The organism is Pseudobacteroides sp. (assembly GCF_036567765.1).
Taxonomy (GTDB): Bacteria; Bacillota; Clostridia; order Acetivibrionales; family DSM-2933; genus Pseudobacteroides.
Genome location: NZ_DATCTU010000060.1, coordinates 1 through 16074 on the forward strand (window position 1 = coordinate 1; position 16074 = coordinate 16074).

General features: G+C 36.2%; 12 protein-coding genes and 2 pseudogenes. 11 read left to right on the forward strand and 3 right to left on the reverse strand.

Annotated elements, in window-relative coordinates; all coding sequences use genetic code 11:
• Window positions 1–546, forward strand: a 546-nt coding sequence (locus tag VIO64_RS09110; RefSeq protein WP_331917357.1) for a hypothetical protein, incomplete at its 5' end; no start/stop codon positions are given.
• 20 nt (window positions 547–566) lie between these two features.
• Window positions 567–1109: an SMI1/KNR4 family protein gene (locus VIO64_RS09115; RefSeq protein WP_331917359.1), complete on the forward strand. Its 543-nt coding sequence runs from the start codon at window positions 567–569 to the stop codon at window positions 1107–1109.
• A gap of 50 nt (window positions 1110–1159) precedes the next feature.
• Here VIO64_RS09115 and VIO64_RS09120 read toward each other — a convergent pair whose 3' ends face one another.
• The gene (locus VIO64_RS09120) at window positions 1160–1408 is read right to left on the reverse strand and encodes an XRE family transcriptional regulator (protein ID WP_331917361.1); all 249 of its coding nucleotides are present in this window, start codon (window positions 1406–1408) and stop codon (window positions 1160–1162) included.
• 172 nt (window positions 1409–1580) lie between these two features.
• Between VIO64_RS09120 and VIO64_RS09125 the strand changes: the two genes are divergently transcribed.
• Window positions 1581–1754 carry a hypothetical protein gene (locus VIO64_RS09125; protein WP_331917363.1) on the forward strand — a complete coding sequence of 58 codons (174 nt, stop codon included), beginning with the start codon at window positions 1581–1583 and terminating at the stop codon, window positions 1752–1754.
• A gap of 906 nt (window positions 1755–2660) precedes the next feature.
• Here VIO64_RS09125 and VIO64_RS09130 read toward each other — a convergent pair.
• Window positions 2661–3914 (reverse strand): LysM peptidoglycan-binding domain-containing protein, encoded by a 1254-nt coding sequence (locus VIO64_RS09130; RefSeq protein ID WP_331917365.1) that lies wholly within the window; start codon window positions 3912–3914, stop codon window positions 2661–2663.
• Between the two features lie 344 nt (window positions 3915–4258).
• Here VIO64_RS09130 and VIO64_RS09135 point away from each other — a divergent pair, with 344 nt between their 5' ends.
• Window positions 4259–5152, forward strand: a complete 894-nt coding sequence (locus tag VIO64_RS09135) for a copper oxidase (protein ID WP_331917367.1) — start codon at window positions 4259–4261, stop codon at window positions 5150–5152.
• A gap of 14 nt (window positions 5153–5166) precedes the next feature.
• Window positions 5167–5355, forward strand: a pseudogene (locus tag VIO64_RS09140) (tryptophan--tRNA ligase); the annotation flags it as partial.
• An 81-nt stretch (window positions 5356–5436) separates the two neighbouring features.
• Here the strand turns inward: VIO64_RS09140 and VIO64_RS09145 are convergent.
• Window positions 5437–5919 (reverse strand): GNAT family N-acetyltransferase, encoded by a 483-nt coding sequence (locus tag VIO64_RS09145; RefSeq protein ID WP_331917369.1) that lies wholly within the window; start codon window positions 5917–5919, stop codon window positions 5437–5439.
• Window positions 5920–6391: 472 nt separating this feature from the next.
• Here VIO64_RS09145 and VIO64_RS09150 point away from each other — a divergent pair, with 472 nt between their 5' ends.
• The 6 genes and pseudogenes from VIO64_RS09150 (at window position 6392) to VIO64_RS09175 (ending at window position 16058) form a co-directional block, all read left to right on the forward strand.
• Complete coding sequence (locus VIO64_RS09150; RefSeq protein ID WP_331917373.1) at window positions 6392–7840, forward strand: tryptophanase; 1449 nt, start codon at window positions 6392–6394, stop codon at window positions 7838–7840.
• A gap of 143 nt (window positions 7841–7983) precedes the next feature.
• Window positions 7984–8715 (forward strand): DUF554 domain-containing protein, encoded by a 732-nt coding sequence (locus VIO64_RS09155; protein ID WP_331917375.1) that lies wholly within the window; start codon window positions 7984–7986, stop codon window positions 8713–8715.
• 164 nt (window positions 8716–8879) lie between these two features.
• Window positions 8880–9074 (forward strand): annotated as a pseudogene (locus VIO64_RS09160) (macro domain-containing protein); the annotation flags it as partial.
• Window positions 9075–9288: 214 nt separating this feature from the next.
• The gene (locus VIO64_RS09165) at window positions 9289–10926 is read left to right on the forward strand and encodes a hypothetical protein (protein WP_331917377.1); all 1638 of its coding nucleotides are present in this window, start codon (window positions 9289–9291) and stop codon (window positions 10924–10926) included.
• The gene (locus VIO64_RS09170) at window positions 10923–11615 is read left to right on the forward strand and encodes a DUF6063 family protein (protein ID WP_331917379.1); all 693 of its coding nucleotides are present in this window, start codon (window positions 10923–10925) and stop codon (window positions 11613–11615) included. The genes VIO64_RS09165 and VIO64_RS09170 overlap by 4 nt, the downstream gene beginning before the upstream one ends.
• A 60-nt stretch (window positions 11616–11675) precedes the next feature.
• Window positions 11676–16058, forward strand: a complete 4383-nt coding sequence (locus VIO64_RS09175; protein ID WP_331917381.1) for a hypothetical protein — start codon at window positions 11676–11678, stop codon at window positions 16056–16058.
• The last annotated feature ends 16 nt before the right edge of the window (window positions 16059–16074 follow it).

Here is a 16074-nt window from a genome sequence, read left to right on the forward strand (position 1 = left end):
AGTATTGGAGAAACAGATACTGAGATAAATATATTTGATGCCAAAGGCATGCTAATAAGCTCAAGCGATAGCAACGATGACAATGAGTGGGATAAAAATTTTTATATACGTATGAACCTTACAAAAGGCCAGAAATATCGATTTGAGGTAAAACACAGCGATATTTTAAATGGAACAGGGGAGTATTATATATGTATAAGTGACCCCATAAAGGAGAAGCTTGGCCCTGACCAGGCATACCTTAAGCTGTTGGCCTATGAAATGGAAGGAACTTATACTGAAAATCCTGATAATAATACTGTTGACGTAACTATTAGCGAAGAGAAGCAAACATTTAATCTGAGTAAAATATTCTTTGTAAATGGACAGGTAGCGATCGATATAAAAGATTTCACAGATGCATTTGGAATATTTGAAATGTATGCGGCTCCAAACCCGGAAGATACAACACCTAAGATTAGCATTGAGGATTTGCAGATGACACTTTCCGGTCTGGGGTGTGAAAAATTAGTAACTTTCTCAAAAATTCCGGGTTCAGGAGAATAGCGAAAAAATGGAGGTAGACTATGAGCGTTAAAGAAATAAAATGGAGTACAGATGAAAAAGTAGATAAAAATATCATTAATGGAGTAGAAAAACTATGGAATATAGCGTTTCCACGACAGTATGTTGATATTGTGAGTAATCACAACTCAAGTGTGCCGGAAGTAAAAAATGAAGATGGAGAATGGAAGAGTGGAATAATTAACATTCCAAATTGGTCTAGTAGATCAGCAAGTTTTAGGTTGCTTTCGTATAATAAAAGTAAATATTCTGATACCCCTGTGATTGTGGCAACAAATGAAATATTCAAAGATTCTGTTCCAGACACGTCGAAAATTTTTGCATTTGCCCAAGATGGAGCAGGTAACTTACTATTATTTGATTATAGAAAAAGCTCAGAGCCATCAATTGTATTCATTGATCATGAACAATCAAGATCAGAAGATGACCTATCAGACTTTGAACTTGAAGAAAAGTCAGTCGAAGAGTGGTTAGAGGATAATTTATATCCAGTATGTAATTCATTTGAAGAATTAATTGATAGGATATATCCTGATTTTGATTAATAGTGTTTAAGGTTTGTATATGATATTGTAAATGATGATGCAGATGTATTTTAAGTTTGCGATGCATCCTTTAAACCCAGCAGCCAATTAACTGTTACCTCAAGAGACTCAGCTATTGCTACCAGTTCAATATCGGTTACAGGGCGAGTTTTTGCTTCGATTTTTGATATAGCGGTTTCGTTTAGTACAATCCCCCGAATTTCCAAGCGGGCAAGGAGATCAATCTGCGTTATCTTCGGTTTGCAATTGTTCCTTGCCTGTTTTACTCTATCTCCAATCAGATTTCTTGTCTTTTTCATTCTTTATAGCATTCCTTTCTTGAGGTACAAAACAGTATGAAAGTGAAATAATAGTATTTTCTGTCGTACTAGGCCCCTTCAACATAAAACACAACTTGATTATAGAGCAAGTTTTATGATAATATTTGCTTAATGAGCAAGTTTTAATATTTTTATAAAGAGGTATGATTGGATGGAAAGTTCAGAAAACCAAGAGATGATGATAAGGAGGAAGATGGAAAAACTGAGAAGTGAATTGGATGAAATGATTCTTACATCATCCCAAGATAAAATTCTTAAAAAGAGCCAGGCATTGGATGCTGTGATTTTACGTTACATAAAAATGACTTGCAGTAAAAAGGATTGAAAGGTGGTATTAAGTATGATTTCTGACTGTGAAAAATGTGCCAATAAGGATACTGTAATATGTAAAAGCTGTGCAGAGACTTCTGGCGGCAAACCTTCCATGTTCAAGGGGAAGGAAGATTAAACAATTGAAGAGGATTATCAAAAGCGGGTATTTAAGCCTGTTTGACGTTTCGCTAATAATATAAACTGTGGAAGTTTGTCCGTTTAATCCTCTATTACATAAATGTAGGAAACGATTGTACCCTGATAAGGTTATACAAAATGTGTTTACTAAAAGAGAGTGATTAAGTCCGATATAAAGTATTTAACACACTCTTTCATTTTATGGAAACAAGGCTGAGATGGAAAAAGATTATTAAATTTTTGTTGGTGCTAACTCAATTGTTAGGCACAAGATTGTGGCCATTGAGGCGATGGGCTTAAGCCCTAGCTAATAGTGGAACAGGTAGATTTACCAATGTAGATGCAATTAAAAAGTTTTTTTCATAAATTTTGGTAAAACAGATTTTTCATATTAACCAGCATGAAACTAGCCCCTAATGGCATGTTTTACGCAATTGATAAAAATTATGCGAGCTCAAGGAACTGCCCTGGACAAGGCGAAGGTTAATTTCGATATTAAGGTAATAAATATCAAATTATGCCATTGTTTTGATGAGGTTAAAAATTGTGACTTCGAGGTGTACACTTTTTAGCGGTGTCAATATTTCAAAAATAGCCGCTAAATTGTATCAAAATTATAGTTATTAGACAAAAGTAGCCATACTCATTTAATTGTGAGTGGTGGCTACTTTCATTTTCACCCCAAAAATTAAGTAGGCTAAGGATTACTTGGAATAAAATATAACTAAAAAATAGCAAAAACCCCTTCTTACTGATTAAAAAAGGGCTTTAAGCTAAATCTTTATTTCAATCCTGCTGCAATCTTAATGTTTTCCTGATGTTTAACATCTACTTCACCGTCATTATGCCTTGTGCTGTTTGCAAAATGAATATCAAAAACCCCGTCTATACCGTTGCCCTTTACCCAATCCAGGTTGTAGCCTGGTGGGTAGTCATCACTTCTCCAGGTGGTATACACACCGCCAGCTACCTTATCATTTCCTGCATGGGGCATACTGGACGCACTTGCAGCGATTTTTCTTCCGTTAATTTTGACGATAACAGGACGCCTTGTCCAACTAAAACTACCACCCCAAATTTCTTTCATTTTTTGAGTATCGGAAAGTGTGAGTGTTTCAACGTCTGCGTGGTTGGAACCTGTTGTTCGCTTTGCAAAGAAGGACTTTCCGGTATAAAAATCAACGATTTCAATAACGCCCTGGGTAGGTACGACATATTGTGCTTCTGTCCACCAGTCCAGATATTCTCCGTACTTTTCGCCAGGGGTTGATTTTACAGGAACGTTATGGACGGGTATTTTTAATATATCCCCGATGTTTAGCCTTGTTGACTCGCTCATGTTATTGGCAGTCAGAACTTCGGACATAGGTATACCGAATTTATCCGCAACATTCCAGAAATTATCTCCTGCTTTTATTGTATAGCTTGTGTATGTTATATAGGGCTTGGTTGGTGTGGGGCTGGGTGAAGGTGTCGGCTGTGGGGATGGTGTAGAGGACTGTGGAATCTGTAGCTTTTGGCCTATATAAAGTACAGTATTTTCATTTGCACCATTTAGCTTCATAAGCTCGGTTATGCTCATGTTATATTTTTGGCTTAAGATATAGAAGGTATCTCCGGCCTGGACAGTATGTATTACTGTCTGTGAGGTTTGTGCAGTAGACGGGATGATGACCTTATCTCCGATATTCAGCATTGACTTTTCGGTAGCGTTATTGGCAGAAAGCAGCTTATAAAAATCCACCCCATACTTTTTACTGATAGCCCAGTATGTTTCTCCTGATGCTACGGTATGGATGGTTTGATTATTCAATGGTATTGTAATGGTTTTACCGGGATATAAGACTGTGCCTGCCGTGGCGTTATTTGCTTTCATAATGCTTTCCATAGATATTCCGTATCTTTGGCTGATTAAAAAGAATGTATCTCCTGACTGTATTTTATAGCTGATGTCCTGGGCATACGCAAGGCTTGCACTTCCAGCAAGTACACCTATACTCAAAACACTTGATATTAGGAATTTCTTAAAAGGCATTATTCATTTCCTCCTTAACAAAATAGTTTACATAATTTATTTCGACGCCAGCTACGAAAATCTTCTATGTAAGTTTTGGTAAGTACAAACTTAACTATGATAAATGGAAAAGGATTGCAGGTCGCATGCCATAGATGATTGATGAGAGGCCTTTAATTTGTACTTGATGAATGAGTGGGTCAGTGCCAGAATGCATATGTGGTAATAATGCCCTATGTTTGGTATTGATGTTACATAGTATGTATGTTTTGTAAATGATGTGAACAGTAAAGCATACCTTTTGTAACATATATAACTTTGATTCAGTATACTGATATAAACCAATTACTACAGGAGGGGTTACTATGGTCATTACTCCTGATGTTCCTGATTTGCCATATACATTACATAATGGAGTTAAGTATTTTGAACTTGTTGCCGAACCTGTTAAAAGTGAAATGCTTTCAGGTTTATTCATTAATGCATGGGGATACAATGGAAGCATGCCGGGTCCTACAATACAGGTATATCCTGGAGATTACGTAAATATACGTGTAATAAACAAGCTGCCGGAGCCAACCAGCATTCATTGGCACGGACTAGATGTGCCGAATGTTATGGATGGTGTTCCAGACGTCGAGCCTTCGCCTAAGATAGATCCCGGAAAGTATTTTGACTATCATTTCAGAATAACCAATCCGCCAGGTACACACATGTACCATACACATTTTTACTCGGTGAAACAGGAAATGATGGGTCTGGGAGGAGCATTCATTATACTGGAGCCAAACCCACAGAATCAATATGTTCACAGAGACTATTTTATTATGCTGCAGGAATTCCATGTAAATGGGCTAAAAATGGGTGAAGTAAAACCAGGAGTGTATGATATTGATCCGATGAATAACGATTTTAATTTCTTTACTATGAATGGACGATGTTTTCCATTTACAACTCTGCTTACGACAAAAATAGGTGAAAATGTAAGGGTAAGACTTGGGAATATTGGCCATGATGCACATCCAATACATATTCACGGACATCAATTCATTGTTTCGGCAAGTGATGGTAACAGTATTCCTATTGAGAACCGCATTGTGAAGAATACAATAAATGTTGCATCGGGAGAAACTTACGATGTTGAATTCTATGCAAATAACCCTGGTATATGGCCTTTTCATTGCCACATACCTCACCATATGTCAAATAATATGCAAAAGCCTATGGGTGGAATGTTTACAGCAATTAAGTATGTTTGATAGTCAATTTCTCCTACCCTATAAGTCAGACTGCGGACATAACTGCATTTAAAGCAACAACTGTTCCTGTCGGTGAAGACCAACTTCCAATGATAGAACAAACAAAGGAGATTGTGAGAAAATTCAATTCAGTATATATCTTAGTCCTTGTAGAACCTGAAGCATTGCTGCCGGAGAATAAAGCTTGCCTTAGACTGCCGGGAATTGGTAAATAAAATGCAATTATGAATATTAATAGATGAAAAGAGAGAACAAGAAATGAACTGAGGCTCTACTATTTAATGCTAAAATGACAGCCTCATATTAAACCAAGTAGCTCCGCCATGTGATGATTCTGACTTGCCTTCGCTCACAAAGCCAAACTTCTCATAATAATGCACCAGTCCTTCTTTACAAGTCAGTACCAATCCCTTTCTTCCTTGAGATCGAACTTCTTCAATCACATGCTTCATCAATCTCTCCATACAGCCTTGTCTGCGATAATTAGGAACCGTCTCAGCTCCAAAGATCATCTGCCATGCACCATTCTCATCATGCATTGATGCATCTTCAAACATCGCATCCTGTAATATTTCCAGATCTGTAGCCATCCCATTGACAATACTGACGATTTGTCCCTTATCTTCTAAGAGCCAGAAGTGATTCGGAAATATTTCAAGCCTCTTGCGAAAGGATTCTTTTGTTGCTGCTTCTGCTTGTGGGAAGCAGATGGCTTCTACTTTGGTAATTGCATTCAAGTCTTCCATGGTTGCTAATCTTATCCTCATCTCACACCTCGTCTCTTGTTTCATTCGTTTTCTAGTATTAGATAATTCGATCCATTTGTCAATACCATTCAAAGCAATATTATTTTATGAAGGGAAACAATCATTGCTTTTCAATACATTATAATATATTATTTTAAAACATTATATCAGTAATATATTTATGCTTTCTGTAAAATAATTATTGAATATTTTATATCTTAGTCATAAAATATTATTAGTAGCATGGTATTATAGTAGAAAAATACTATTATTAAGTAAAGTTTCATATTAATTGCAAGCCAATTTTGCAGGATTGAGATTGTTTTGAAATTCGTGCAATTATGCAAATAAAGCTTACAAGGTCCAATTAAGAACTTTTCTTTCAAAATACCCTGTAAAAAGGGTATTTTGTATTTTGTGGTTGGTTCCTAAACCGCACTATCCTATAATGCCTGTCTGAAAAATTATTATAAAACAGGGGTGTGATTAATGTATGGCGGAAGTTAAATTTTTTTATGGAGACAAAGTGCCTTTGGAAATGCATAAGGTAAGGATAGTGCAAAAGTTAAACCTTGTCCCAATTGAACGTCGACTTGAAGCTATTAGCGAGGCAGGGAACAACACGTTTTTATTAAAAAACTGTGACATTTTTTTGGACATGCTCACTGATAGCGGGGTAAATGCAATGAGTGACAAGCAGCTTGCAGCTATGATGGAATCTGACGATAGTTATGCGGGTTCTGCAACCTTTACAAAGCTCGAAGATAGAATAAAAGAAATTTTCGGGATGGAATATTTTTTGCCGGCCCACCAAGGAAGAGCATGTGAAAACATTCTTTCTAAGGCATATGTGAAGCCAGGAGACATTATCCCTATGAATTATCACTTTACAACAACTAAAGCCCATATAACATTAAATGGCGGTTCAGTTGAAGAGATAATCATTGATGAAGGGTTAAATACTACCAGTACATACCCATTTAAAGGTAATATGGACATTGCAAAGCTAAGAGGGCTTATTTCTAAGTATGGTGCTGAAAAAATTGCTTTTGTTCGTATGGAAACAGGCACTAATCTAGTTGGCGGTCAACCACACTCACTTGAGAATATGCAAGAAATTCGAAAAGTGTGTGATGAATTTGGTCTTATGCTTGTATTGGATGCAAGCCTTCTGGCAGATAACCTTTATTTCATCAAGTCCCGTGAAGAAAAGTGCAAGGATATGAGCATCCGGGATATTACCCGTGCTATAGCAGACCTTTCGGATATCATTTACTTTTCTGCACGAAAACTTGGATGTGCTCGCGGCGGCGGCATTTGTACCAGAAACAGGGATATATATATGAAGCTCCGAGAGCTCATAACACTTTACGAAGGCTTTCTAACATATGGCGGAATGTCTGTGCGCGAGATAGAAGCAATCGCCGTCGGACTTGATGAAACTATGGATGAGAATATGATCAGCCAGGGACCTCAATTTATTGCTTACATGTGTGAAAAGCTGAAGGAAAGCGGTGTTCCTGTTGTCACACCTCCAGGCGGCTTGGGTTGTCATCTCAATGCCAGCGAGTTTGTTGACCATATTCCGCAAAGCCAGTATCCAGCAGGTGCACTTGCATCAGCATTATACATTGTAAGCGGTATACGTGGCATGGAAAGAGGAACCATATCTGAACAAAGGGATGAAAACGGAAATGAGCATTTTGCCAATATGGAACTGCTGCGTTTGGCAATGCCCAGACGTGTATTTACCCTTTCACAGGTAAATTATGCTGTAGACCGTATTAAATGGCTTTATGAAAACCGTAAGTTAATCGGGGGAATATCTTTTGTAGAGGAGCCTAAGGTGTTGCGTTTCTTCTTCGGTAAATTAACTGCTGTTTCAGATTGGCAGGCTAAACTTGTTGCAAAGTTCAGAGATGATTTTGGTGATAGTCTATAAGGCAGAAATGCTTAAATATATTTTGTTCAAATATAAGATCAGAAAAATAGTGCCAGATAAATTGGTACTATTTTTCTGTAATAATTTCGAAGCTCTAATAAATTGGGTGCTATTGCCAATAATTTATACTTTAGGAGGAGATCATGCCAGTTCAAGGAAGTGTAGTAAATGCAGTTGTAATAATAGGTGGTGCTTTGCTAGGGATGCTTATAAAAGGCAAATTATCCGAAAGATTTAAGTCAATTATCATGCAGGCATTAGGGTTGTCTGTTATTATAATAGGACTATCGGGCACTCTTTCTGCGGTTTTTAGGGTTGCATCCGATGGTAAACTTGAGAGTAAGGATATAATGGTCATGATAATTTGTCTTGTTGTGGGTTCCATAATAGGAGAGGCGATAGGTATTGAACAGAGATTAAACAGGTTTGCGGAGTTTATCCAAAAGAAGCTTCCGGGTTCGGGAGGCAATTTTTCTGAAGGTTTTGTAACTACAACCCTCTTGTTTTGTGTAGGTGCAATGGCAATTGTAGGATCTCTGGAGGAAGGCCTTAATGGAAATACCAATACAATTTATGCTAAGTCAATACTGGATTGTATAAGTGCTTTTATTTTTAGTGCAACAATGGGAGTAGGTGTTCTTTTCTCAGCGATACCGGTACTTCTTTACCAGGGTTCAATTACGCTTCTTGCAGGATATTTAAAACCCCTTTTGACCCCCGAGGTAATAAATCAGATGTCCCTAGTCGGAAATATTCTTATTTTAGGCATTGGTTTAAATATTTTGGAGATACGCAGCATCAAGGTGGCTAACATGCTTCCGGCGGTATTTTTACCTATTGCTTATTATTTGATCAGAATGTTGTTACATATCTGAGTTAGGAGTAATAAAGGGACAGATTACAGATCATTACCGTTAAAATTCAGGTTATAAATAATAATTAAAAAGCTAACTAAATGATGGCTTTTATTTGTTTTTTCAAATAAAAAGATTTATTATAATACAGTAATACTGGATTGGATGATAAAATTTGAAAGTGAGGTGCTGACGGGGCAATCCATAGAGCTGCCGGACCACTAGCTGAGTGCCAAACGCTTAGCGGTTGTGAGGTCGGACAAGCAAAGATAACAAAAGGATATAAGTTGCCTGCAAAATATATTATACATGCTGTAGGTCCTGTCCGGCATGGCGGAAATGACGATGAGGAGAGGCTGCTTGCCGATTGCCATAAAAATTAACTTTCATTAGCAAAAGAATATAATTTGGAGAGCATTGCTTTTCCGCTGGTATCATAATGCAGACAGTGAAGGTACTTTGTTAAATTATAAAGTGATCAAGATAAGTGCTGTTTGATATGAAATTAAGTTTTCCATTGAAATTATTAATCATAATAGTATAATGTACATAGTTAATTCCTTATTATATATATTTAATGAAAGCAGGGGTAATTTGGTTTACGAATTCTTAAAAGACTTCCACAGACGAGCTGAGATTGTTGCCATAGTGGATTTTATCACAACGAGGGTATCAAGAAAAATCAAATTCAGAAACTATGAGTTTGACGGTTCGGAAGCAATAAATCTGGTAATGCTGGTTTTATGCTTCATTATGGAGAAGTCGTTGGTTGAGGAAGTTTGTTCTAAAAATGAAGTGGCAGGTTATATAAGAAGGCTGGACATAGACTTTTTAAAGAAAAACATTCCTGATGAGGAATATTTAAATATAGCAGACTATCTTATCAAGGATTGCCTGCAAAATAGCGGCATACCTCACTATTTTACCACATATGATTTCCAGAAGAATAAAGAAGAAAAAATAAATGTAAAGCTGATTGATGATAAAAGGGTTATGGTTGGGAATGAAGTAGTTTACTCATATTATATGACACCTCAGGGATACAAGTTTATGTTCAATACATTGGAAATTGAAGATGCAATGAAGGTTTCCATTGAGCAGTTCAAGCTTGGTCTTTCCATTAAAAAAAGGAACTTCAACGGTGCCAGAAATAATGTAGATAGCTTATTTAATATCAGTAAGACCCAGATACAGAGAATAAACTATTTTATAAAAAGAGTTAAGGAAGATATAGGAAATGCTGGGATTGATGAGTATGAAAGTATTTATAACAGCACTTTTTCTGCTATAAACGAGCAGAAAGAAGGATATGACAACCTTTATGAGTTGATTGGCAAGGTTGAGGCCTCTATTTTGGAGAGCAACTCATTTGCCATTAACAGGGATGCAGTTGACAAGGAAATTGAAAATATAGCTTATATTAAGAGTAAGCTCAAATATATGATTGGTGAGCAGTCCAACCTCCTGTTAAAACAGCAGGAGCTGCAAAAAATATACAATGAGGCAGTTGATAATATACTGTTTATCGGCTTTGAAAACAGGCTTGATTTTGAGGAGCATGTTGTTAAGAAGTTTGAAGAAAACCCTGAGCTGGCATTACCGATAGTTAAAATTTTAAGGCCTCTTTTTAAACCCGGTTTGGATAAGATTTTCAACATTAAAAAAGCACTTAAGGAGCAGAGAATTTCAGCATTGGACGAAAACTATGAAACCAGCTCATATCTTATGACGGATCGGCAGTTTAACAGGTTCGAAAGTGAAAATGAGATCAAGATACGTAAAATAAATGAGATGTATGTGGATATATTTGAGATTATATGCAAAAATGCCATGTTGAGTAAGGATAATGAGATATCACTTTCCCACCTTGTTAAAGAGCTTCACGAGGATTATGCCAAGTTTGTCCCTGATCTTAAAATTCTGACCAATGTGCTTTTGCAGCTTACAAGTATTAAGGAAATAGACTTTACCACAATAATGAAGCAGAAGGAAAAGACTGTTTTCAATCCATCCGAGGCATTTGATATAAAATATTGCGTTCTTGAGCTGATAAGTAGAAATACGGTATATAACACCATAAAAAACTTCAAAATACTCCTTTCTAGGAAAGAGTCGGTTTTCGTGCCTCAAAAGCTTCCAGCTTTGAGAGATGAAGGATTATTTTCGGAAGAAAGTGTAACAGGGCTTAATTGTCCTGATTTATTGTTTAAGGTTGAGGTGAATGGCAATTGAATGAGTTGAATCTTGAAAAGGCAATGAGAATATATTATTTTCTCCTGAAGGAAGGAGAGCTTACATTTGAAAATAACAGGGATTTATACATTGATTATTCAGACAGTGAAGTAAGAGGGCTTCTTGATATAATGGCCAGAGAAAGCAATGTAACCATAGAGAAGTACAACCAGGTGGTTTATCTATTACCCGATGAAGAGAATGATGTGATTGGTATAAGAGACATGGATTTACAGAAGGCTATTAGCTATGATGCAAGAAAGATTGACTTTTATTTGTCCCAGTATATAATCATTATAATAATTACCGTATTTTTCAGCGGAAAGGGCAGCTTTGTAAAATCCAGAGATTTTATAAGGGTTTCGGAGCTTGAAGAGGTTGTAACATCAAGGCTCAGGTATGCAAACTCCAAGAAGAATATTGCGAAGGAGCAGGAGGAGGCTTCACTTAATATAACGGCTCTGTACGAGCACTGGGATGCTCTCCAACTTGATGAAGCTGGAAAAAGGAAAACAAAATATGGTTATATAAGAAGTGTGTGCGGATTTTTGGGAAAGCATGGGCTTTTGATATTTGATGCTGTTGAGGATGATATAAGGCCTACAAACAAGTTTACCAACCTTATGACATACAATTTTCTTGATGGCTCAAGGCTGGAAGTAATTAATAGGATTTTAGGAAACGAATAATGTATGGTTTTGCTTTATAATTATGAATAAATAGATTTTAGAAAGGTTTGGAATGTACTGATGGCAAGGATTTCAAAGATAAGATTTATAAATTTCACATATAATGACAACAGGCATATCTATGACCAGACATTTGATTTCTTCAAGGGTGAGGATACTCTATTAAACCTGCAGAACGGAGGCGGCAAAACAGTTCTTGTCCAGATGATGATGCAGCCTATTATTCCAAAGCAAAGGCTTAAGGACAGGCTGTTTAAAAGTTATTTTTCAAACTCAAAGGCACCTGTTTATATAATGATAGAGTGGATAATTGACGACAGCCCTAAGAAAGTGCTTACAGGCATAGGAATAAAAAGGATTCTCGGCAGAGGCACCGACGAAGATGAAGGCGAAAATATAAAAGTTGTTACTTTTATATCTGAGTACGAATCCCATAGCAGCTTTGATATTAAAAATATTGAACTTTTAGAGGAAAACAGAGGGTTTGTCAAGCTACTGGAATTTGATAAGGTTATAAAAAACCTTTCCAATGCAGAAAAGGAAGGCAATGATGTGTGGCTGTTCAGGTGGGATTTGCCTGATGATAAAAAGGAATATGCCAGAAGGCTGTTAAACTATAAAATCAACCAACTGGAATGGAAAAACCTGATGGTTAAAATCAATGAATCTGAAGCAGGGCTGAACTCATTCTTCAATGACTGCAAGACAAACGGGTTGCTTATTAAGAAATGGTTTATTCCGACTATTGAAGAACAGCTTAATAAGAACAGTAATTCTATTGAGAATATCAAAGAACTCATTAAAAATCATGCGGAGCAATTGGTGAAAAATGAGGATATGATAAGGGAAAAGGAAGTGTTTGAGGACTTTAAAGTGAAGGCAAGAAGGCTGATTGAAAGTCTTGACAATTTACGCCAATTAACCCAGAAGTCTGAAAATGTGAATCATGATCTGGGCAATGCCTATTTGTTCACAGAAAGAGAAACCAAAGTTTTGGAACAAAAAAGAAACGAGATTTCTGAAGCCGTCAAAAATACGGATGGTAAGATAATAGAGCTGGAATATGAAAAGCTGTCTTCAGAATATCATGAAACGACGGATTTATTGGATAAGCAAAAGGAAAGAACAGAGGAGCTTGAAAAGGGAATTTCTGTACTTGGCGATGAAAAATCCAGGCTTGAGAAAAGCAAAAATACTTTGGATTGCATAAAGCTTAGTGATGAAATAAAAAACCTCAATACAAAAATATCCAAGTTTCAAACTGAATTGGAAAAAGAAAGCTTGAAGCAGGAAGATGTAAAAAGTATGCTGTGTGATATTGAGTACTCCCTGAAGGAAAAATATAAAGAGAAGGTTTCGTACCTTGAAAAAACCCTTGAGGCTCAAAAATTCAGTATTGCAAATGAAAAATCCAAAATGTCCGAAACAAATGAGGAAATTGTTAGGATAAAAAGGGAAATATCCTCAATAGATGATGCACTAATAAGTATAAGAGGAAGAATAGCTGTTGTTGAAGAAGCTGAGGCTGTTATAAAATCATCATACCCTGATTTTAATCCTGTAAAAAATACAATCAATGGAGGGTATGACAAGGAAAGTCTTAGTGAGTTGTTGGAAAGACTTTCAGTTGAGGAAAATAATATTGCAGATTATTTAAGTAAGCTTAGAGAGAAAAGTCATAGTGATATCGAAAAGCTGGATGAATTGGATAATAGATCAAAGGATTTACGTGATAAAAATACTCTTTTGGCAGTTGAAAAGAGCAAGAAACAAGGAGAAATAGATGCTTTTGAGAGCGAAAAGTCTAAGCTTTTACAGGTTTTAAGGGCTTATGAGCTTGGAGAAGAGAGTATATTCGACAAGGAGAGGATATTATCCGTTCTTGGATCGGATTTGGAAAAATATCACAAGATAATAAACGATATAAACCTTGAAAACTCCATTCTTAAAAAGCAGCTTTCAATGTATGAAACCGGAAAGGTTTTTGATCTGGCAGATGAAATCAAAAAGATATTTGATGAAAGCAACATATTTGTAGAATTTGGATTTGAATGGCTAAAGGGATTAACAGAAAATAAAAATGCTAAAATAAAGCTTGTTAAAAACAATCCATTTCTTCCATACTCACTGATTGTTTCAAAAAAGGATTTGGAAAGAATACAGGAACTAGAAGTTAAAGCAATGCTTACTTCAGTAGTGCCAATATTGGTAAGGGAAAAGCTGGAGAATGTGCTGGATATAAAGTCTGGTAATAATATACATTGTTTATGTGATCTGAATTTTCTAATTGCCTTTGATGACAGGATTCTGAATAAAAATTATTTAAAAGAAGCGATTGATGAAATTAACATAAAGATTAATAAAAACAATGAAATTCTAATGAATGTAAGAAGTGCTGTTAAGAACACGGAAATTGCTATACTAAATGTGGAGGGTTTTTCATATACTCGGGATGGCACTGATAAGTTTTTGAAAGACATGAAGAACATTAATGAAGCTATGGTACGGAATCTTGTGGAAATTACTGATGCTGAAAAGGAAATAACCTATCTGAAAGAAGAAGGCAGATTGAATGGCGAAAAGCTGGGCGAGCTGGAAAAAGAAAAGGCGGATATCATTAAGAAGAGGCAAGACATAGAGGGCTTTTTAAGAAGGCTGGAAGGTTATTATCATGATTTGGAAAACAAAGGGCAAAAAGAGAAAGACAGGAAAAATCTTTTGGCAAATCATGATGCATTGGAGAACCAGGTTTTCAAAATTAGGGAAAGCATCAATGCCGGAAGTTTAAAGGTTTCAAACCTTGGTTTGATGCTGGAGAAGGAAAAATCAAATCTTAGCAAATACACTGAAGCAAAAGCAGGTAAAATGTTAGATGAAGCTATAGAAAACCTTGAAGCCAAACGTGCGGCTCTCTCGTCCCAAATGGGCGGTAAAATCCATAACCTCATGGATATAATTGAGGATTATAGGGAACAAAAGAAGGATAAACTCCATAAGATCAAGGAGTATGGCATTGCTGAGGAATCTTATATGGGAATGGAATTTAGCAGGGATGAGTACAGCCGGATTCAAGAAGAAATTGCATCAGTATTATCTAAAATAGAAGAATTGTCCCTTGAAAAGAACCAACTCCAGTTTAAGATTGCAGAGTTAAATTCCGACCTCAAATATATGATGAAGAACATACATCAAAGGTGCGGGTATGACAAGCCTAAAAACCCCGATGAAATAAGAAAGCTTGATTATGACGGAGAGAAGAAGGCTTTAAGGGAAAACATAAAGATTATGGAAAAGGAGCTTGCACTTATAAAAGCTTCTCTTGGCAGTGTTGAACGGCTGAGGTATTCTTTGGAAGAGTATGCAGGATTTGCTTCAAAGGTGACAGATATAATACCCATTGAAGGAAAACTGGAGGAGAATGTAAAAGGCCTTGTGAAAGAATTCAAAGACATTGAAGCTGCTATTTATGACCATAAAAATATGCTTGTGGGTCTCTACAACGACATTGAATTGGAATTTTCGGGCAAAGCAGATGTATTTAAAAACCTCTTTGGTTCTATATTAGACGGTAATAAGAGGTATCAGCCCCAACTAGCTTTAAACGCATTTAACAGGGTTTATATGCAGATTGACAGAAAGCTTATGCAGCATTCAATAGATTTAAAAAAGATCGATAGTATGGAAAACTGTATCATAGATAATACATTAAGCTATCTCTTAAATGTATATGATGAAATGAACAGTATAGACCGAAATTCTACCATTGAGCTGGATGGGAAAAGGGTCAAGATGCTCATAATAAACCTGCCAGAAAAAGACACGCTGGAAACTATTTCCTTGAAGGAATACATTAAAAACACCATAAGGAATTGTGTGAGCCTGTACAAGCAGGGGAAACCTATGGATGGTCTTTTGACAAATGAGATAGCTACCTATGATCTTTTTGATAGGCTTGTGGGTATCAAAAAGATCGAAATAATTCTTATGAAAATTGAGCCTAACAAGCTTAAGAAAAAAACATGGAAGCAAGTTATAGAAGAAAATTCAGGGGGAGAGAAGTTTGTAAGTGCTTTTGTGGTATTTATTTCTTTGCTTACTTATATGAGGGGCAATAATATAATGGGAGCAAGTACCGATAGTAAAGTTCTTATAATGGACAACCCTTTTGGGCCTATAACATCGGAGCATCTTTTGAAGCCATTATTTGAGATTTCAAGGAAATATAACACACAGCTGATTTGTCTTACAGATTTAAAGGAACATTCCATTTTCGACAGGTTTAATCTTATTTATTCATTGAATATTGAGAGGGAAGTTGGAAAAGAGGATGAATATGTGGAGATTAAAACCATAAAAAAAGATGTAGTTGAGGAAGAAGATGAGGTGCTTATCGCTTCCATGTTTAGGATTGAGGATAAATCAAGGTTTGAGCTGGCTAATTGATAATTGGTAAGTGTAT